This is a genomic window from Streptomyces sp. P5F9 (assembly GCF_057961495.1).
In genome coordinates this window covers 1-17,766 of record NZ_JBXVPZ010000191.1, presented here as the reverse complement: position 1 = coordinate 17,766, position 17,766 = coordinate 1, and the positions used below count along the sequence as shown (strand labels likewise).

Genomic DNA, 17,766 nt, shown 5'->3' with positions numbered 1-17,766 from the left:
CGTCGAGCACCTCCAGCTCGCCGATCTCGGCCAGCGCGACCAGGGCACCGCGTACGGCGTTGCGGCTGGCGTTCGTGCGCTTCATCAGCGAGGTGAGCGACGCCCAGGCGACGCACTGCTCGTCCGGTATCCGGTCGGCGATCGACAGAAGGACCAGGCGCGCGTTTCCGCGGCTGGCGCTGTACTCCCACGCCCATTCGCGGGTGTCCCGGCTCATCGGGTCACCGCCCGAACGGGGCAGGTACCGGGGGCCGGCTCCGGCGTGAGGGCGCCGAGCAACGGGTGCGCTGGCGGGAAGCTGGGCGGCGAAGCGAGGTCGGCTGCCGCGCGGGCCGGGGACATCGGCCTTTGGCGCAGGGCAGGCGGCATGTAAGACTCTCCTCCGTAGTGAAGCCCGCGCCGGTGTGCCTCGTTGGAAAGGACCGGTGCGGTGAAGGTGGGTAAATCTCCGCCCTTGCCGGGGCAGGAGTGCCATTTGGCGTTCGGCGCCCGGGAGTTACCGCTCCCTGGGCGCCGTCGCTGTTTTCGGGGCTATGTCACCCGGCTGGATCGCGCGTTCCGCATATGGCTCCTAGCGTCGTCTGCTGCCAGGCGGGGCGCCCGGCGCGAGGGACGACGAACATATGCAGGCCCTGCGGCAAGATCCAGACCTTGCTAAAGGACTCTCTACAAGTCGCAGCGGAGAACGGCGGCACCTGTACCTATGAGTGGAGGCGGCGGGCCCCGACCTCGGCAGCGGACTGAACGCGCTCCGACGCGCTCAGAGATGATCTTCACTGCGCCCCTCGTGTCTCACGCCACAACGCAGGGCAGCGTCGAACAGGCCGAGTTCGGCGTCGCCACGTCGACAGAGTTGGCGCGAACGCCAGATGCTGTCAGCACAGCAGCCAAAGGCGAGGAATGCGACCCCAATCACTCCTGGCACGGGCGGCGCATTGAACGCCGGCAGATGACCACCGGGTGCCGGTCGCGCGGCGAGGCGGGTGCGGCTGGACTCCGGCCACCGAAAGAACTCTGACCACCACATCGTGCGTCCTGATCTGCCCGCGCCGACGGTAGAGCGCAAGGCGGCGCAGGCGGTCGTCGGGGGAGGAGGACTAGTGCCCCATGGAGATGCCACCGTCGACCGGCACCACGGCGCCGGTGATGTAGGTAGCTTCCTCACTGGCCAGGAAGGCGATGGCCGAGGCGATCTCTTCCGGATTCGCGATTCGGCCCAGCGGAACGTCACCGATGATCTTCTCGATGCGTTCCTTGGGCAGCGCCGCGGCCATGGCGGTGTCGGTCAGCCCCGGGGTCACGATGTTCACGGTGATCCCGCGCGAGCCGATCTCCCTGGCCAGCGAGCGGCCGAAGCCGATCAGACCCGCCTTCGAGGCCGCGTAGTTGGTCTGCCCGGCTTCGCCCTTGAGCGCGACGGCCGAGGACACCAGGATAATCCGGCCGCGCCTGGCCTTCAGCATGCTGCGCACAGCGCGCTTGGCCAGTCGGTAGGAGGCCGTGAGGTTCGTGTCCAGGACGGCGGCGAAGTCCTCTTCCGACATGCGCATCAACAGGTTGTCCCGGGTGATGCCGGCGTTGACCACCAGAACTTCGACCGGGCCGTGCTCGGCCTCGACCTCCTTGAAGGCGCTTTCGACGTCTTCGGGGTCGGTGATGTCGCAGTACACGGGCAGGGCACCGTCGTGGACGAGATCGAACGAGGCGCTTTCGGTGCGGTGGGTGAAGGCGACGAGGTCGTCGCGCTGGAGGAATGCGCGGACCGTGGCGTGCCCGATTCCACGGTTTCCGCCGGTGATCAGAACAGAGCGCGACATGAAGATCCTTTACACGAGTCAGCTGGATTGGTTCACCGTCGCGGAGATCGCCTCGCCGCAGCGGTGCCAGTGACAGTAGGACGTCGCTACGCCATTCAAAGAAACGTAAAGCTTGTGCTTATCCTGGGCATGGGAACTGACAGTTCCCATTGCCCGGTGGAGGGGCATCGCGTTCCGAATGCTGGACACGGCGCGCGACGCCAACTCCCTTACGCGCAGGCCGCGATGTGCTGAGCGGACAACGGGGAAAGGGGGACGCGATTACGCGGGCAATGTGACCTGAGTCTCAGCGCCCGTCGTTATGTAAACGTTATGAATGGGAGCGAGATGCAGAACCAGATCGTCACCCGCATTCTGCAGCAAGCGCGGGCGCGTTGTGACACATCGGATATCCCAGGCTTTGAAGCGGCTTTCGGGACGGACCAGCCCACCGGAATCACGCAGGAACAGGTGGCCCGCCTGGCCGGCGCCAGTCGCCGCTGGTACGGCAATCTGGAGGCCGGGCGCCCCGCCAACTACGGCGACGCGTTCCTCCAGGCCGTGCGGCGCATCCTCGACCTGAGTGACGAGGAATGGGGCATCGTCTACCGCGTCACCCGCGGCCATGCCCCTGCAGCCGCCCCCATCAGCCATCTCGGCGCTCTGCTGCCCGACGCATTCCGCGCCTTCGTCGAGGAGAGCCGCACCTGGGCCGTCTACCTCAATGACTACCGCTGGGACGTCCTGGCCTACAACGCCAAGACTCTGGAGTACTTCCCGTGGATGCAGTACGGCCTCAACGTCATGGAGTGGGCCCTCGCCTGGCCTGAGGCGCGCACCCAACTCGTCAACTGGGAGGAGGAGTGGGCCAAGCCGATGATGGCCCAGTTGCGCGTGCACGCCGTAGAGTGGCGCACCGACGGGCGCATGCGAGCTGTGATCGAAACCGTCCGAGCCGACCCAACCGCCCGCAAGCTCTGGGACGCACCGGATCTGCCCGCCATCACCCACCCTGCATCGGAACAACCCCGCCGCCTCTATCTGGCGGGCCGAGGGGACCAGGAATTCGCCATCCGGTTCATCGCGAATAAACCCGACGAACTTCCCTCATGCCGGCTCATGGTTGTCACGCCCGCGGAGGCTGTATCGAGCAACTAGGTATTGGTCTTGGTGGAGTTGGCCCTCGGATGCCGGAGCTGCGGCTCGACAGTCGAGGAAAATGTCGGGCGGCGTGGCTGGCGAAAGTGTGCGTGTATCTCGCGCCTGCGCGGTGTTATTTCGGGTCCCACTCTGCTTGGCAGCCGTTTCGCCTACAGAGGGATGACGGAGAATCGGCCCGACCAGGCGTGCGTGCTGTGGCCTCGGCTTGCTGAGAGTATTTTCTACCGCGCTGAACTCCCAGCGTTTCTCGGCTATTTCAGCGCCTTCGCCGTCAAACTGATGGGAGGGTGGGCGGTTTCCAGGGTGAAGACGGGGCCGCAGTGTTGCCTACAGGCCGGCTTCCATCCCGCACGACACCGCCTTCGATACAGGCTGTCGTACCCGTGGCGAGAGCTTGCAGAGCAACGAGAATCCTCAGCCTGACCTGCGGTGGCACCTCTCCGATGAACTGCACGGTAGGCATGACGCGCAACTCGGCCCGGGGGTCGCGGTAGGCCAGGCTGTCGACGGCCGCACATGTCATCGGTGGGGAGGCCAGCACGTGGGTGATGACCTTCCGTCGTCGCATCTGGACCCGATCCACGACAACTCGGCGAAGGAGCGGGAGACCTTCGCGCGAAGCAAGTACTCGCTGAGCCGCCCCCTCCGGGGACTGCCCTACGCTGAGGTTGCCGACGGGCAACATGAGCATCCCGCACAGGTCGGCAATAGCGAGGCAGTCCGCGCCGACCGGCATCAAGAGTGCGACGCTGACGATCGGCGGCCGCCAGTCCGTGTACGCGGTTCTGCGTTGTGCGGGTATCGCGGCGGTGGCGGACATCAACGCTCGTCCCGTTGTACCGCTACGATGATCCCGGCGAGGTGGCTCGGCTTGCTGGTGCTGGGGATGGGGGCGATGTGGCTGCCGCGGTTGAGAAGCCATTGCAGAGGCGCGGCAGGGCCGTTCACGCGAGCGAGCAGGCCGGTGTCGAGCGGCCGGTAGGCCACGTACGGAATGCCGAGTTCGCCGCATGTCTCCACCGCGTCGTCAAAGTGGGCGGTGGTGTTGAGGACGTTCTGTACCGCGGCGACGGTCAGGGAGTTGGTGATCAGGCGGATGACCTCGGGGGTGACCTTGGACAGGCCGATGTGCCCGATCTTGCCCTCGTCCTGGAGTCCCTTCAGGACGGCGAGCTGGTCGTCGAGTCCCACCTCGGGATCGATGCGGTGCAGGTAGCACAACTCTAGGCGCTCGATGCACAGTCGGCGCAGGCTGGCTTCCACGCAGGCCCGCAGGTAGTAGGGGTTGCCGAGAGGCATCCACTGACCTGGCCCGGGACGCACCAAGCCGACCTTCGTGGCGATCAGCACGTGCTCCGCGTACGGGTAGAGCGCGTCCCGGATCAACTGCTCGGTGGTGTGGGGGCCGTAGGCGTCAGCGGTGTCGATGTGGCTGATGCCGTACGTGTGCACGGCCTGGTGCAGGATGCTGAGCGCGGTCTCACGGTCTGCGGGCTCGCCCCACGTTCCGGGGCCGGTCAGGCTCATGGTGCCGAAGCCGAGTCTGGATACGGTCTTCCCGGCGATGGTGATGGTGCCCCCAGGCAGCGCGGATGTCATACGAGGGCCTCCGCCAGGCAGCTCCGCAGGGCTTCGTCGACGATGTGGGCTTGACTGTCGGGGTCGCTGTGGACTCGAAGGTGGGGGATGTCGTCGCGGTCCAGGAGCTGGTGCACGTGGTGGTCGACGAGGCGCCGGTAGCGGGGGTCGTGGCCGCTGGCGACGAGCACGCTTTGGTCGAGGACGGTTGCCAACAGCAGGTTGTACTTGGGGAGTTGGGTGGCGGCGAGCGTGAGAAGTCGCTCGCGTTCCACCCGGGGAGCGGTTTCGCCGCGGTATTCCAGCGCGGCGTGGAAGTAGGCGACGGCGTCGTGGGCGGCCCGGTCGAGAAGGACGACTTCGGCGCCTTGTGCGATGGCGGCGATCTCGTCGGCGATGCCTTGCGTGAGGATCCACTCGGTGGACTGGGCGGTGTGGTGTTGCATCTTGGGCAGGCCGGCCGCTGCGGCGCGTTTGCCGAGTCGGCCGGTGCGTCCCGCGGTGATTCCTTCGGCGCGCAGTTCCATCTCTATGCGCTTCAGGAGTGTGGTCTTGCCGGTGGAGTGGGTGCCGAGCACGCCGATTCGGATGGGCTGGTCGGTGGTCACCGCAGGGTGGGGTCCTCTTCTGGTTGTGGGGCGCCGGGCAGGCTGGGCGGCACGGCCACGGCGATCAGCTGGTCCCAGGTCTCGTAGCGGCCGGCCATGGCGAGCAGGAGCTGTGCCGTGGCGTAGGCGTCGAAGGTCGCGCGGTGCCGGCCGACTCGCGGGGCCTGCGACAGGTCCGGTGCCACGTGCTTGATCAGGGCGTCGAGGGTGTAGGAGGGCAGGTTCTTGTAGGTCGCCTTGGCGAGGCGCAGGGTGTCGATGACTCCGGCCGGCTCCCACTTCGGGAGGTGGCGGTGCAGCTCCCGGTAGTCGACGTGCGCGTTGTGGGCACCGATCCAGTCCCGGCCGAGGAACTCGTGGACCTGGTCGGCGAGTTGAGCCCACACGGGTTGGTCGGCGAGGACGTCGTTGGTCAGGCCGTGGATGCCGGCCGCGCGTGCCGTGACCGGCCGTTCGGGCCGGATCAGCCATGCCCCGGCCGTGGTGGTGTCCGCGACTCCGACGCGGACGGGGAGTGCGGCGATCTCGACGAGGTCGGGAGGGTTGGTGCCGTTGCCTTCCACGTCGACGACGAGCAGCGTGGGCCAGGAGGCGAAGTTCATGGCGTTGCGGGTCCGTTCTCCGCCTCCCAGCCGATGGGGGCCCGGCCGTGCTGGCGGTACATGTGGGGCTTGGCGCGGTCGTGGCACTGGTAGCCGAACCCGTGCTGGAGGTAGTAGCGGGGCGGCTCGTCCAGTCCCTCCACGACGATGGCACGATCGTTGATCTCAACGTCGCCGATCGCGCCGAGGGCGCGCGCCTGCCGGGTAACTTCCGCCAGATCCGGACTGGTCCAAGTCCCTTTACACAAGGCGATCTGCTCGGGCGGGCAGATGCGGCACAGTTCCTCGATTCCGTAGTGGCCGTTGTAGTCGGCCTCACCATGCGCGTAGGCGACGCCGCAGCTCGTCTTGCGGAACAGCGTTCCCCACGGCGCCGCCCCGGGGAGCTTCGCCGTGTCGAAGGCGTTCAGGTTTCGCTGCTCGGCCTTTTCCGGCATGATCTTGCGGCGGGCCGTGTCGTCGTACGGCACGGGCAGGCCGTTCGCCGTGTAGTAGGCCCTGATCTCGTCGCGGAAGAACAGGCCCGTGAACACGGTGGCGTGGGCGTGCAGGGACAGTTCGCGGGCCCGCTCCAGGTGCTCGTCGGAGTCGTTGAGGCCCGGCACGATCGGCCGCCAGTACAGGACGGTCCGGTAGCGGTCGGCGTGCTCGTACAGCATGCGCAGACTGTCGGCCGCGTACGTCGAGTTAACCGGTTCGATGACCGGGTCGTCGATGCCGGAGTGCGTCACCAAAACGGTCAGGCGCAGGTTCGTGTACGAGTTGAGGACGGCGCAGTCCTCGGCGCTCACGCGCCACCGCGTGATGACCAGAACATGGTCGGTCAGGCCGCGGTCGTCGAGGTCGCGCAGTACGGCGAACAGGTGCGGCTTGACCACGGGCAGCATCGGGTCGGTGGCCCGGTTGAACAGCTGGATCGGCGTCAGGTGCGGCCGGAAGTAGGGGTGGCCGATCAGCGCGGTGACCGCGGCTTCGTCGGTCATCAGACGCTTTGGTGTCTTCATGCCGAAGTTGTCGAAGAGGTGGCGGACGCAGTAGCCGCACTCTAGGGGGCAGCCGACGATGTGGTTGAGGGACAGCCCGGACTTGCGGTACTCGATCACCTCGGCGAGCGCGGGCTTCAACTCGCCGATCTGCTCCCCGGTCAGGAGCGGAAGCAGGCGGCGGCGCAGTACGGCGGGAGCGGTCATGGGGGCCTCCAGGAGCCGGACGTTCAGCGGTCGGTGGGCTTGGGCTGAGCGGGGATCGGGGTGGGTGTGGTTAGCAGGCCGCGGCGGTTGGCGCCGAACCAGGTGCCGAAGTCGCGGCGGGCGGCGTCCGCGTCGTCCGAGGTGTGCACGAGGTTGTGCACGAGACGCTTCTCGTCGAGGGCGCGCTCCAGGCTGTCGTGGCCGAGGTCGCCTCGGATCGTGTCGGGCGCCGCCCGCGGTGGGTCGAAGTGGCCGATGAGCTGCCGCAGTCGGTTGTGGATGCCTGGCTCACCGTGGGCGAGAGCGACGGTCACCGCTTTGCCCGCGTAGGCGTCGTCCAGGCATGTGGGGATGTCCCGGTCGGTGAAGTGGTCCGCGTAGGCGAGGAGGTCCCAGTAGTGGACATGGGCCTGCCACGGCTGCACGGTGACGTCACGGCGGCTGGCGACCGTGCAGTCCGCGGCCTCGATCCGCTCAAGGATGGCCTCCACCAAGCGGCGATCGACGGCATCCGGCTTGCACAGGATCACCGAGCACCGGTTGAAGTCGGCGATCTGCAGGCGGCGGCCGGGCCCGTACCAGGTGCCGTACTCCCGGCGGGCGCCAGACGCGTCGTCGCTGGTGTGAACGAGGTTGCGCACGAGACGGTGCTCCGCCTCGGCCGCCTTAAGGCTATCGTCGCCCAGGTCACCGCGGATCGTGCCGGCCACTGCCCGGGCCGGATCGGTGTGTCCGATCAACTGGCGCAGCCGGGCATGGAGGCCGGGTTCACCGTGCGAGAGCGCCACGGTGACCTGCCGGCCCGCGAACGCGTCATCGATCAAAGTCGGCAGATAGGGTAGGTTGTGGCGGCCCGTGTCGGCGAGGAGATCCCGGTAGACGACGTGCGGCTGCCACGGCTCGGCGATCAGGTCCAGACGGTCCGAGATGGCGATACCCGCTGCACAGATCATCCCGAGGATCCGGTCGACCAAGCCACGTGCCACGGCGTCGGGTTTGCACAGGATGACCGCCCAGCGGTCGAAGTCGATGCCCTCGACCACCGCGCCGCTCATCGGTCGGCTGCCGCTCACCGGGAACCTCCACCCGAAGTCGCGGTGCAGACCGGCCACTTGCGTTCCATGAGCCAGCGCAGACCGGAATCGAGCGCGGCCAGGACAGCCGGGTCGACCACGGCGGCCTGGTCGTGCTGGATCTGCCGGTACAACTCGAAGAGCAGCACCACCTGCTGCCAGTACGGATCCAGGTCCAGGCTCGCGATGTCCTCGGCGCTGTAGCGGCGATAGTTCGTACGAATCACGTGTTCGTGGTGCAGAACGTCCGCGATGGTTGAACCCTCGGTGTTGCGCGGCATCGCCGGGAACGGGAAGGACGGCGGCGCCGTCCGGGAGTCCGCCTCCTCCAGGACTCGCTTGACGCGCTCGGCGTCGCTGTCGTTGACGTGGGCGGACCCGATCGTGTGCGTGTACGTCCCCAGCTCCAGGCCGAGTTGGATGGCTGCGTACTCGTGGATCATCGTGAAGGAGAAGACGTCGGACAGCAGGCCGCAGTCGAGGTCGTTCGCCCGCATGTTGCACACCATGTGCAGTCGCCCGTCGCGCAGCAGCAGGTGCAATCCGGCCAGGCACGCGACGTCGGGGTTGTCGAGGTCGGCGAGTTCCTTCGCCGCGAACACCGGCAGGTAGCCGCGTTTGCTGTCGGCCTCGTTGAGCAGCAGCTGCACCACCTGGTCGAACTGAGACCGGCCGCCACGGATCGGGCTGAACAACGTGTGCCCGTAGGCGGACCCACCGAGACGGATGCCGTCGGCGCTGCTAGCGTGCATCGACGTCGAGTAGTAGCCGATCATCTCCAGGTCCCGGCGACCAGCCAGGTACCAGAGGGCCTCGGCGAACTGGAATACCGGATTCGCCTTACGCTCGGCCAGGTACGGCAGGCGCTGGCGGGGATCGGTGAGCCGGAAGCCGACTCCGATCACTTCACGGGCGGCGTTGCCGCGTGCGTCAATCCGATGCTCTGGTCGCTCTGTTGCGAGCCGCAACAGAGCAATGTAGGCACCTTCGACGCTGTCGAAGGTCGGGGCTGTGAGCAATGCACTCTCCAGGTCGTGAGAACAAAAGGGAGTCAAGTGGGGCTCTGCGAAAGGGAGTTGAACCCGTGCGCGGCAGTGGATGAGAACGGGACTGCCGCGCACGGGGGCCAGGAGCGGGGGCTGCCCACGGGGTGCGTGACGCGGTGACCTGGCCGAGGCCGGCAGCGTCGATGAATCTGATGGCGTCGGCGTCAGGTCCGGCCATCTGTTGCACGGTCATCAGCGACCTGCGCGAAGCCGATGACGGGCTGGCAATCTTGCGTCGCGCTGCGCCTGGTCAGCGGTTGTGCGGGTTCCGGTTACCGGTTACTTGGTAGTGGTTGCGTCGTCGCCGTAGAGGCTGTCCGGCGTGTGATTGCGGACGTGTCGGTCCGAGAGAGCCCCTTGGGTGTTCGTCGACTTCGGGTTGGGGTTGTCCTTGGTGTCCTTCTTGATCTGGGCCATCGCGGCCCTGACGGTGGCCTTCTTGTTGCTCGTCACGCGTTGCGCTCTCTTTCTGCTCTGATCTCATCGGGGACCACTCCGGCCGTCGGCCGTCTCAAAGGGACGATCAGAGCGGGGTCTTGGAAGCCCGTCCCCCTGTTGTGAGTCCTCCGCCCTGGGCAGGGCGTCAGGGTCTTCGCAGGCAGGGAGCGGAAGTTCATGACGCGTCGGCTGGGACCGGCCGGCCTTCCACGAGGTATGCGGGGTGCAGGGACGGGTCTTCCAGCGCCGCGACGGCTGCTCGAATGCGCCGCTCGGTGTGCGCTCCGGCCACTTCGGCCAGTTGGTGGAGCAGTACGAACCGGTACCCGATCAGCTCCGGCTGTTCGCCCGGGGTCGCTTCGGGCAGGACGACCTTGGTGTCGTTCGGCACGGTGCCGAGGTCGTAGACGAGGTTGAGCCCCTCTGTCGCCCCGGTCTCCTCGTTGCGTGGAACGTAGTCGACCGCAAGGAGCCGTCCCGGCGTGATGATCAGGCTCGTTTCCTCGCGCACCTCCCGCGCGCAAGCCAGGTGCGGCGGCTCGTCTCCATCCGCGCAGCCGCCCGGCAGTCCAAAGGCTCCGTCCTTGTAGCTCTTCTGCACCATGAGCACCGCACCGGTCTCGTCCCGGATGATGGCGAGCGCCCCCGTGCGACGGCGGGGTGGATTCGTGAAGTCGGTGTCCTTATGCATGCCTCTCCTCTGGTCGGCGTTCTCGGAGCCGCTTCTTCTAAGCGGCGGAAACGAGGTCGTCCAGGTCGACGACGGTGACGCCTCGTAGCTCGCGCACGAGTTGGGAGGCCAGGAACCACGGGGTCCACTGCCGGTGCCTGTAAGGCAGCGGGGTTCGTGCCGACTCGCTGTCGAACTCCACGGGTTCGGGGCGTCCGTCGGCACCGGTGCGGTAGAGCGTCCCGATCACGCCGTGCAGCCGCGGCACTCTGGCCCGGAGCGCGACGGCTCCGGCCCGCACGAGGTATCCGCACTGGTCGACGGCGGCCTTCGCGTGCTCCAGACATAGAGGCGGCTGGGCCGTGAGGTGCCCTTCCCAGCCGTCCGTGGACCTGGTGTCGTACCGCGCGGCCAGGAACAGGTATCCCAGATGGGTGTGGCTGGGCTGCTGCACGCACACCTGGCACCGGAGTTCTTCCATGCACTCGCGCTGCCGCGAAGGGTGCACGTCCCGCCACCGCGGTCTCCCGACGATGTCATTGCCGTGGCGGGACTGGGAGCAGCGTGCCCAGAGCACGCCCCGCTCGTCCCGATCGCCCGGTCCTTCGTTCAGGTAGAATAGGCCCTTGCCGCCGGGCCGCAAACCCAAGCTCGACAGCGAGTCGGCCTGTTCGCCTTGGCGTGCGGTGATGTACGGCACGAGGCGGCTGGCTGGGGCGTGCGTGCTGGTCCTGGAGCGTGCCTCCCTCGACGTAGCGCGCGTCATGAGGCTGTGTCTCCCATCAGGTCGAGAATCGCGAGGATGGCCAGGGCGAACCGTCGGAGGTGGCCCGGTGCGTCGTCGGGGTGGGGGTGCTCGGCGCTCAGGTAGATGAGGCGCCGAATCTCGTCGACCGGGTACGGCTGCACGAGGTAGGGAACGATCTCCACGAACGTGGTGGTCGCCTCCCGGAAGCGCGCGGCGATGGCCGCGACCAGATACAGGTCAGGGTGGGCGTGCTCGCCAAGTACGGCTTCCAGGTCCTCGTACAGCTGCTCGTCGATCGCCTCGCCGGCGAGCGAGCGGCGAAGGCCGAAGAGGACCACACCCAGCGTGTCGTGATCGTTGGAGGTTCGCGGGCGCAGCAGCCGCACGGCGACATCAGCCGACACTGCGACCATCACGACGTCCCATCGGGGATCGCGAGGGAGCACCACGTCATGGTGCCATCGGTGCTCACCCCCCACTCCTTCGCGAGGGCGGCGACGAGTAGCAGGCCGCGGCCGTTCTCGTCGGCCACGCCGGCGGAACACAGCCGGGCCGGAGTACGGGTGCCGTCGGTCACTTCGATGCGCAGTTCGTAGGCGGAGTGCCGCACTCGGAGCCCGACCGGTAGTCCCTTGCCGTGCTTGATGGCGTTGCCGACCAACTCGGAGACGACGAGCGTGGCGTCGTCGGTCAGCATCGCCAGGTCCCAGTGGCGCAGTTGAGCCCTGGTGATCCGTCTCATCTGCCCAATGCGGCGCTCATCCGGAGGGAAATCGACCCTGAAGCCGCCCTCATCCGCTTGGTCCCAGGTCTCGATAGCAGCGGCGGCAGACGTGCGGGATGTCATCGCTCCTGCAGCGAGCGGCTGGGCTCGCCGCGTCATCACCCCGCCTCCGAAAACATGGGTGTACGGCCGGAGGCGGGGGCCGGCGCAAACCCTCGGGGCATGGGAAACAGGGGCTGGCCAATGGCACGCCAGAAGAGACGGTCTCCAGTGAAGGCACGCCGCGCGTGAAGCCAGCGTTCGTTGTCCAGCAGGTAACCCTGACCGGGAGCCAGCGCGAGACGTACCTGGTGACGTCCGGCTGCTGCTCGCAGTTGCGGGAGGTAGGGCTGCACTATCGGGTTCCAGCGCGCAAGCCCGTCGAACCGCAGGCGCACGGACACCCGCAGATCGTCGTGGACGGTGAACACCTGTGTGGCGTGACCGTCTCCGGCCCCGAAGAACGCGGTGCGTGCTTGTGCCAGCGCAGTCCCCGCCTCCTGCTCGCCGGTGAAGAGGTCGGAGTGCATGGCCCGTCCGTCGGTGAGCAGGCATTCCCCGCCGGTGCCGGCGGCTTGCCCGCACACGAGGAGCATCAGACGGGGCGGATGGGGGGTGCCGGAGCGTTCGGTGTGCGGATCAAGCGGGCCGTTGCCGAGCCCGGCAAATCCCGTCCGATGCGCGTGGCGGCGGGTGTCGCGGATAGTGGTGAGCCCGTCCGAGTCGCTGTCGCGGTGCGGCATGACATTCATGGTCCGCGTCGCGAAGGCGAGCACGGCAGCGCGCGAAACGAGACCGTCGACAGTGACCAGGCCCGTGTCCCGCAGCCGCCCCGCGATCTTCTCCTCGGCTCCCGGCGCAGCCAGGTCGACACGGTTGCGCACGAAGACATCGGTGTACGGCTGCTGAACTCGGCGCATCACGGATCTCCTTGGCTGCGGTGGATTGGTCCCACTGTTCGGCGCCGCTGGACCGGGGGTAAAGCGACAGATTGTCGACTCGGGCAATTCGCCCACGCCCCACCCGGGCCACCGGCTGCGTGCTACGTTCCGACCACCCCCGGCCGTACGTGCAATCCGAGGAGAGCGATGGCGTACACGCCCCCCACCTGGCCCGTCTCCGTCAAGGGCGTCGCCGTTGACAGTCACCGACGTGTACTGCTGCTGAAGAACGAACGCGAGGAGTGGGAGCTGCCCGGCGGGCGACTCGAACCCTCCGATGGCACGCCTGAGTTGGCAGTGGAGAGGGAGATCGAGGAGGAGACCGGCTGGGCGGTCAAGGCCGGTCCTCTGCTGGACGTGTGGATCTATCAGCCTCTGCCCGTGGCCATGCCGGACCGACGAGTCGTGATCGTCACCTACGGCTGCATGGTCCTCGCCCCGGACAAGACCCCCGTGGTGAGTCACGAGCACAAGCAGCTCGGCATGTTCACCGCTGACGAAGTACCCACCCTGACCATGCCGGACGGATACAAGCAGTCCATCGCCGCCTGGTACGCACGGATGTGACGGAACATGGACAGGTCGATGGTCCTGCGGCACTCGCAACACACCGTGTGGCACTGGGCAACCCCGCAGGCCGAGGCAGTCCTCGCTTCGCGCGATATCGGGGCGATCCTGCGCTTCCACCGTGCCGTGCATGGCATGAACCAGTCCGAACTCGGGCGGCTCCTCGGCTACGACAAGACGTACATCTCGCTCCTCGAACTCGGCAAACGGAGCCTTGACGACATCGGCTCCCGCCGACACGTCGCGGAGACCCTGTGTCTGCCCCCGCACATCGTCGGCGTCACCGATCCAGCCGACACCGACCACCGCGCCATGCTCCAGTTCGGCGAGTCCACGGTCCGCCTCGCCGAGATCGCCCGCCAGTCCGGACACGCCTCCGAAGCCGTCGCCGAGTTGTGGCCCCTGGTCGCCCGGCTCGAAGCCCGCATGGAGGACGGCCACACGGAACGCGACGTCCTCCACCTCCTGGCCCGAGCCCGTGTCGGCCTCGGCGTCGCGCTGGGCAACGTCCTGCCGGAGGAACGACTGAGCACCGCCGCCCACTGGACTGCGAAGAGCATCGACATCGCCCGCTACTTCGGCGAACCGCCCTTCACCTCCTACGTGTTGCGCATGCACGGCAACGAACTGCGCAAGGCCCGCCTCCACGGAGCCGCCGTCGACCGTCTGCAGCACGCGGCTGCCGTCGCACCGCACAACGAGGCGAAGGCAGCCGTACTTCCGCTGCTCGCCCGTGCGGCCGGCGTCCTCCGGAACCAGCCCCTGTTCGACGAGGCGATGCGGGAGACGAACCGGCTCCTCGACGAGACCGAACACACGTCGTTGTTCAACCCCTACGCCCTGCACGAGATCCGTCTGCGAGGGCTGATGGCCACCGACAGGACCGACATCGCCATACAGCTGATCGAGCAGGGCAGCCCTGTACCGACGACTACCGTCGCCCCGCAGTGGCGCGTGATCGAGCTCATCACCGTGGCCCAAGTACGGCTGGCCGCCGACGACCCAGGCAGCGCCGCGCAATCCCTGCACACCGCCGTCGAGGAAGCTGTCCGCCAGCGACTTCCCCACCAGTTGCAACGCATCGTGCGCGCGGCGGACTATCGGCTGCCGGAGATCAGGGAAGTCGCAGACCATGCCCTGGACCGGATTCGGCAGGAGATGGCCGCCTAACTTGATCTCGCCCCAGAGCAGCACCGGCTGGCATCGGTCGCTCGGCTTACGGAACGTGGTCATGAGCCCATCGCACCGCGCTACGTAGCCGTCTACCAGGGGAATCCAGAGGGGGAAAAATCTGTCAAGGGGGGAAACCCCGGGGGGAATTGAGGCCATGATTGAAATCCGCCCACAACAGAGGTCACACTCATGTCAGATCCGTTCGCCGAACTGTTGCTCCGGCTCCGCAAGGACGCAGGCCGGACACAGGAACAGCAGGCAGACGCGATCAACGCGGTCTCGGGCCGGGAAACTCTGACCCGCCGGGAGATCAGCCGCTACGAGAAGTCCGAGAACATCCCGACGAACCACACACTCGCCCACATCGCAGTGGCTTCCGGCGTCCCCTTCGAAGAACTACTGCGGGCGGCCAAGGCCGCCCGCACCCGACGGAGGTGGGAGAACGTCCGTGAAGAGGAGGACCAGGACGACGTGAAGCGCCGCACGTTGCTGGGCAGCGCCGCCATCGGCGTAAGCGCGGCTGCCGAGCCCTGGGGGCGGCTCGCCTTTGCTCTCAGCAAGGGCTCCCGCATCGACACGCCCGCCGCCGTTGCGCTCATCAACCGAGCTGCTGACCTGCACGTCCAGGAACTCAACCTCAGCGCCCGCCGCTTGCAAAGCACAGTTGAGTCGCACCTCGACGCGATCACCGCGGCCCTGCCTCACGCCGGCGCGCACGAACGGGCTCTCACCATCGCAGCCGGAGAAACCGCCGCCCTTGCCGGATGGGTGGCCTGGGACCTGGGCGAGTACGACAAGGCCGGCGCCTACTACGACGTCACGACCGAGTGCGCGGCGAAGGCCGGGCACCCTCCCCTCAGAGCCTTGGCTCTCACCTACGCCAGCTACGGGGCACCGACACCCAAGAGGAAGCTAGAACTCCTGTCCCAGGCCTCCCAGGATGTGCGCGGCCACGGCAACGCCACGGCCGCGGCCTGGGTTCTCGGAAGGCACGCGGAGGAAGCTGCCGCGGTCGGCGACGAGACAGGGGCGCTGCGTGCGCTTGACCAAGCACGCTTCGCTTACGACTTCGCGGATCACACCAGCGAACAGGCATGGGTCCGCTTCGTTACGCCGTACCGAATGGATTCGTTGGCCCTTTCCGTGTACGGGCAGTTGAGGCGATCCGAACTCACCGCCACGGCCGACACCGCGGTCGACCGCCTCGGGGACGAACTACCGGACGGCGGCGTCGTCGTCCTCGGTGACCTCGCCTCGGCCCTGCTGCGCGGAGGCGACGTCGACCAAGGCGTCTACGTATCGCGCCAGTTCACGGCCGCGTCACAGGCCAAGCCGAACACGATGGGCAAAGAACGCGCCGCGAAAATCGCCGCATGGCTCCCCGACAGTGAGCGGGAACTCGCCCACCACTTGCGGCAGTTCGCGTCCTGAATCGATCCCCTCGATCGGTACACCGGCAAGCTCAGAACACATCGCCGCCACACGGCACGTCGCTCCTCACTCCCGTGTCGTCTCCTTAACAACCCACGACAGATACGCCTCCGACCCTCCGGTCACAGGCAGCGTGATCCACTGGGGGACGTCGTACGGGTGCCTCTCGGAGAGCCATGCCTCCAGCTGCGGGAGAAGGTCTGTCGTCGTCATGTACGAGATACGCCACTCCTGCGCCGTCTCGACCTCGTCCTTCCACCAGTAGACGGCGGTGATCGGCGCGTCGATGTGAACGCCGGCTGCCAACTTGCTCTCAACCGCACCCCGCGCCAGCGCCCTTGCCTGGTCCTCGTCGTCGATGGTCGTCTGCGCGATCACAATCTCGTTGGCCATGCGACTACCTCTTCAGCTCGGTGTGGCACGACCCTACCCAGCCGCCTCTGGTGCTTGCCCGTCCCTTCCAACGCGCCTGGGTGTAGGAGCCAACTACCCTAAGCAGGGCCTGGGCTGGCATGTCCGCTGCTGCTGATCTGTCGCGGCGGGTGGTTCCTGACGAACTCTGGGAGCTGGTAGCTCCGTTGCTGCCGTCGTTCGCTGCTCGTCCGCAGGGCGGTGGGACCTTCCCGGGTGACAAGCGGGCGGTCTTCACTGCTGTGGTGTACGTCCTGACCAGCGGTTGCGCCTGGCAGCATCTGCCGCCGACGTTCGGCGCCTTACCGGCGACGGCGCATCGCCGGTTCCCGGGGTGGACCAAGGCGGGCCCGTGGCACCGGCTGCACCGCGCGGTCCTGGACGAACTCGGGGCCAGGGGCGAGGTCGACTGGACTTCGGCGATCGTCGACGCAGCGTCTGTTCGTATGAAAACGGGGGAGCGCTGACTGGGCCGAACCCGGTCGATCGCGGCAAGAAGGCCAGCCAACTGCACCTCCTGCCCGATGCGCAGGGACTCCGGTTGGCCGTCGCGGCGCCCGGGGGAAACTTGTACTACAGCCACGTGTTCAAGCCGCTGTTCTTGGCGATTACCCGCCATCCGCTTCCGGCGCGGATCATGCCGACGGCGACCGGTCAAGATCAGCGCCTACACGGTGTACTTCTCGGCTGACCACTTGGCCTGGCTCCGACTGCGGCCTGACCCCTCGGGATGCCCGTCCGGGAATCGAGTCCGGTGAATGGCTTGGCCGCCATCGCTGGAAGATCGAGCGGTCGATATCCTGGCTGTTCGTCTACGGCCGGCTCACCGGCCGATACGAAGAAGGGCAGCAACTCCTCGGCCTCGCCGCAGCCCTGATCTGCCACAAGAAGCTGGCAAAAGTCACCACGCGAGACACCCTCTAAGCTCCCGGCTGCGCGGACTATAGTCCACGATCCCCGGTTACCGAAACCGGAGATCGTGCAGACCATTGATGCTGTTCGTCCTCGGCTGCGCTTGGCGGTGGAGCCGTAGCGAACTCGGGGATCGAATCGTGTCTGGAAGGGCTGTCCCTATCCTCTGCTGTCAAGGTCAATATTCGGCGCCCGCTAAGGAAGCGCAAGGACACCTCTGCGCAAGGATGGTGACGTAATCCGATTTCGTAACGAGGTGTTCCGCAACAAATGGAGATCCGAGGAAGGATGATTCCTCGGCTCTCACTCGTGTCTCCCGACGATTACTAGGAATTTATGGGAACGAAATTCATGACTGTCAAGGAGACGGCTGAGTATCTCAGTGTCTCGGTTTCTTGGCTGTATAGAAACGCTGCGCGACTGGGGTTGGCTTCGTATAGATTTGGCGGAGGCGCCAATGCAAAGATGCGGTTCAGGGTCTCGGAAGTCGAATCCTGGGTGAAGCAGCAGCGTGTGAGAGGCTGAACGCTGTGAAGCAAGTCATAACCAGGCATAGTCCACGTCGGGATTCTTGTGTCGCTTTCGTTGGTTCGTGGGATGGGGTCGTTCTTCAAGGAGTGTGGGCATCCGAAGTCGCGGTGGTCGAAGTGTCCTCATC

General features: G+C 66.8%; 20 protein-coding genes and 1 pseudogene. 6 read left to right on the top strand and 15 right to left on the bottom strand.

Translation table 11 applies throughout. The features are described 5' to 3' along the window. Both AC31A1_RS27300 and fabG read right to left on the bottom strand, forming a co-directional pair. Nucleotides 1-217 (bottom strand): annotated as a pseudogene (locus AC31A1_RS27300) (helix-turn-helix domain-containing protein); the annotation flags it as partial. Nucleotides 218-1,097: 880 nt separating this feature from the next. Further along, nucleotides 1,098-1,817, bottom strand: a complete 720-nt coding sequence (fabG, locus tag AC31A1_RS27295) for a 3-oxoacyl-ACP reductase FabG (RefSeq protein WP_489655869.1) — start codon at nucleotides 1,815-1,817, stop codon at nucleotides 1,098-1,100. A gap of 327 nt (nucleotides 1,818-2,144) precedes the next feature. Between fabG and AC31A1_RS27290 the strand changes: the two genes are divergently transcribed. After that, on the top strand, nucleotides 2,145-2,954 hold the full coding sequence (locus AC31A1_RS27290) for an MmyB family transcriptional regulator (RefSeq protein ID WP_489655868.1): 810 nt from the start codon (nucleotides 2,145-2,147) through the stop codon (nucleotides 2,952-2,954). A gap of 822 nt (nucleotides 2,955-3,776) precedes the next feature. Here the strand turns inward: AC31A1_RS27290 and AC31A1_RS27285 are convergent. From AC31A1_RS27285 to AC31A1_RS27230, 12 genes are all read right to left on the bottom strand, one after another. Further along, a complete protein-coding gene (locus AC31A1_RS27285; RefSeq protein WP_489655867.1) occupies nucleotides 3,777-4,556 on the bottom strand; it encodes an aldo/keto reductase in 780 nt (259 codons plus the stop codon). Then, nucleotides 4,553-5,143, bottom strand: coding sequence for an AAA family ATPase (locus AC31A1_RS27280; protein WP_489655866.1), 591 nt, complete (start codon nucleotides 5,141-5,143; stop codon nucleotides 4,553-4,555). Before AC31A1_RS27280 ends, AC31A1_RS27285 begins: the two co-directional genes overlap by 4 nt. Then, entirely contained in the window at nucleotides 5,140-5,745 is a 606-nt protein-coding gene (locus AC31A1_RS27275; protein ID WP_489655865.1) for a 3'-5' exonuclease, read from the bottom strand. The genes AC31A1_RS27280 and AC31A1_RS27275 overlap by 4 nt, the downstream gene beginning before the upstream one ends. Then, nucleotides 5,742-6,935 carry a radical SAM protein gene (locus AC31A1_RS27270; protein ID WP_489655864.1) on the bottom strand — a complete coding sequence of 398 codons (1,194 nt, stop codon included), beginning with the start codon at nucleotides 6,933-6,935 and terminating at the stop codon, nucleotides 5,742-5,744. The genes AC31A1_RS27275 and AC31A1_RS27270 overlap by 4 nt, the downstream gene beginning before the upstream one ends. Nucleotides 6,936-6,958: 23 nt before the next feature. After that, nucleotides 6,959-8,008: a nucleoside-diphosphate kinase gene (locus AC31A1_RS27265; RefSeq protein ID WP_489655863.1), complete on the bottom strand. Its 1,050-nt coding sequence runs from the start codon at nucleotides 8,006-8,008 to the stop codon at nucleotides 6,959-6,961. Next, the gene (locus AC31A1_RS27260) at nucleotides 8,005-9,027 is read right to left on the bottom strand and encodes a thymidylate synthase (protein WP_489655862.1); all 1,023 of its coding nucleotides are present in this window, start codon (nucleotides 9,025-9,027) and stop codon (nucleotides 8,005-8,007) included. Before AC31A1_RS27260 ends, AC31A1_RS27265 begins: the two co-directional genes overlap by 4 nt. Nucleotides 9,028-9,333: 306 nt before the next feature. Next, nucleotides 9,334-9,507: a hypothetical protein gene (locus AC31A1_RS27255; RefSeq protein ID WP_489655861.1), complete on the bottom strand. Its 174-nt coding sequence runs from the start codon at nucleotides 9,505-9,507 to the stop codon at nucleotides 9,334-9,336. A gap of 160 nt (nucleotides 9,508-9,667) precedes the next feature. Beyond that, nucleotides 9,668-10,183, bottom strand: coding sequence for an NUDIX domain-containing protein (locus tag AC31A1_RS27250; protein WP_489655860.1), 516 nt, complete (start codon nucleotides 10,181-10,183; stop codon nucleotides 9,668-9,670). Between the two features lie 37 nt (nucleotides 10,184-10,220). Beyond that, a complete protein-coding gene (locus tag AC31A1_RS27245) occupies nucleotides 10,221-10,643 on the bottom strand; it encodes a hypothetical protein (protein ID WP_489655859.1) in 423 nt (140 codons plus the stop codon). A gap of 281 nt (nucleotides 10,644-10,924) precedes the next feature. Beyond that, entirely contained in the window at nucleotides 10,925-11,323 is a 399-nt protein-coding gene (locus tag AC31A1_RS27240; RefSeq protein WP_489655858.1) for a DUF6415 family natural product biosynthesis protein, read from the bottom strand. After that, nucleotides 11,323-11,727 (bottom strand): ATP-binding protein, encoded by a 405-nt coding sequence (locus AC31A1_RS27235; protein ID WP_489655870.1) that lies wholly within the window; start codon nucleotides 11,725-11,727, stop codon nucleotides 11,323-11,325. The genes AC31A1_RS27240 and AC31A1_RS27235 overlap by 1 nt, the downstream gene beginning before the upstream one ends. Before the next feature lie 65 nt (nucleotides 11,728-11,792). Next, nucleotides 11,793-12,593 carry a TauD/TfdA family dioxygenase gene (locus AC31A1_RS27230; RefSeq protein WP_489655857.1) on the bottom strand — a complete coding sequence of 267 codons (801 nt, stop codon included), beginning with the start codon at nucleotides 12,591-12,593 and terminating at the stop codon, nucleotides 11,793-11,795. Between the two features lie 168 nt (nucleotides 12,594-12,761). Here AC31A1_RS27230 and AC31A1_RS27225 point away from each other — a divergent pair, with 168 nt between their 5' ends. From AC31A1_RS27225 to AC31A1_RS27215, 3 genes are all read left to right on the top strand, one after another. Next, a complete protein-coding gene (locus AC31A1_RS27225) occupies nucleotides 12,762-13,181 on the top strand; it encodes an NUDIX hydrolase (protein ID WP_489655856.1) in 420 nt (139 codons plus the stop codon). A 6-nt stretch (nucleotides 13,182-13,187) separates the two neighbouring features. Next, complete coding sequence (locus tag AC31A1_RS27220; RefSeq protein WP_489655855.1) at nucleotides 13,188-14,351, top strand: helix-turn-helix domain-containing protein; 1,164 nt, start codon at nucleotides 13,188-13,190, stop codon at nucleotides 14,349-14,351. Between the two features lie 192 nt (nucleotides 14,352-14,543). Continuing rightward, the gene (locus tag AC31A1_RS27215) at nucleotides 14,544-15,785 is read left to right on the top strand and encodes a helix-turn-helix transcriptional regulator (protein WP_489655854.1); all 1,242 of its coding nucleotides are present in this window, start codon (nucleotides 14,544-14,546) and stop codon (nucleotides 15,783-15,785) included. A 66-nt stretch (nucleotides 15,786-15,851) separates the two neighbouring features. Here the strand turns inward: AC31A1_RS27215 and cutA are convergent, their stop codons facing one another. Beyond that, nucleotides 15,852-16,178 (bottom strand): divalent-cation tolerance protein CutA, encoded by a 327-nt coding sequence (gene cutA / locus AC31A1_RS27210; RefSeq protein WP_489655853.1) that lies wholly within the window; start codon nucleotides 16,176-16,178, stop codon nucleotides 15,852-15,854. 119 nt (nucleotides 16,179-16,297) lie between these two features. Here cutA and AC31A1_RS27205 point away from each other — a divergent pair, with 119 nt between their 5' ends. Continuing rightward, nucleotides 16,298-16,663 carry a transposase gene (locus AC31A1_RS27205; protein WP_489655852.1) on the top strand — a complete coding sequence of 122 codons (366 nt, stop codon included), beginning with the start codon at nucleotides 16,298-16,300 and terminating at the stop codon, nucleotides 16,661-16,663. Between the two features lie 781 nt (nucleotides 16,664-17,444). Continuing rightward, the gene (locus AC31A1_RS27200) at nucleotides 17,445-17,633 is read left to right on the top strand and encodes a helix-turn-helix domain-containing protein (RefSeq protein WP_489655851.1); all 189 of its coding nucleotides are present in this window, start codon (nucleotides 17,445-17,447) and stop codon (nucleotides 17,631-17,633) included. Nucleotides 17,634-17,766: the final 133 nt, after the last annotated feature.

What these genes read in the sequence shown, in the direction of transcription:
- fabG (WP_489655869.1), bottom strand. Translation starts at nt 1,817, where the DNA reads ATGTCGCGCTCTGTTCTGATCACCGGCGGAAACCGTGGAATCGGGCAC.
- AC31A1_RS27290 (WP_489655868.1), top strand. Translation starts at nt 2,145, where the DNA reads ATGCAGAACCAGATCGTCACCCGCATTCTGCAGCAAGCGCGGGCGCGT.
- AC31A1_RS27285 (WP_489655867.1), bottom strand. Translation starts at nt 4,556, where the DNA reads ATGACATCCGCGCTGCCTGGGGGCACCATCACCATCGCCGGGAAGACC.
- AC31A1_RS27275 (WP_489655865.1), bottom strand. Translation starts at nt 5,745, where the DNA reads ATGAACTTCGCCTCCTGGCCCACGCTGCTCGTCGTCGACGTGGAAGGC.
- AC31A1_RS27270 (WP_489655864.1), bottom strand. Translation starts at nt 6,935, where the DNA reads ATGACCGCTCCCGCCGTACTGCGCCGCCGCCTGCTTCCGCTCCTGACC.
- AC31A1_RS27250 (WP_489655860.1), bottom strand. Translation starts at nt 10,183, where the DNA reads ATGCATAAGGACACCGACTTCACGAATCCACCCCGCCGTCGCACGGGG.
- AC31A1_RS27245 (WP_489655859.1), bottom strand. Translation starts at nt 10,643, where the DNA reads ATGGAAGAACTCCGGTGCCAGGTGTGCGTGCAGCAGCCCAGCCACACC.
- AC31A1_RS27240 (WP_489655858.1), bottom strand. Translation starts at nt 11,323, where the DNA reads ATGGTCGCAGTGTCGGCTGATGTCGCCGTGCGGCTGCTGCGCCCGCGA.
- AC31A1_RS27230 (WP_489655857.1), bottom strand. Translation starts at nt 12,593, where the DNA reads ATGCGCCGAGTTCAGCAGCCGTACACCGATGTCTTCGTGCGCAACCGT.
- AC31A1_RS27225 (WP_489655856.1), top strand. Translation starts at nt 12,762, where the DNA reads ATGGCGTACACGCCCCCCACCTGGCCCGTCTCCGTCAAGGGCGTCGCC.
- AC31A1_RS27220 (WP_489655855.1), top strand. Translation starts at nt 13,188, where the DNA reads ATGGACAGGTCGATGGTCCTGCGGCACTCGCAACACACCGTGTGGCAC.
- AC31A1_RS27215 (WP_489655854.1), top strand. Translation starts at nt 14,544, where the DNA reads ATGTCAGATCCGTTCGCCGAACTGTTGCTCCGGCTCCGCAAGGACGCA.
- cutA (WP_489655853.1), bottom strand. Translation starts at nt 16,178, where the DNA reads ATGGCCAACGAGATTGTGATCGCGCAGACGACCATCGACGACGAGGAC.
- AC31A1_RS27205 (WP_489655852.1), top strand. Translation starts at nt 16,298, where the DNA reads ATGTCCGCTGCTGCTGATCTGTCGCGGCGGGTGGTTCCTGACGAACTC.
- AC31A1_RS27200 (WP_489655851.1), top strand. Translation starts at nt 17,445, where the DNA reads ATGGGAACGAAATTCATGACTGTCAAGGAGACGGCTGAGTATCTCAGT.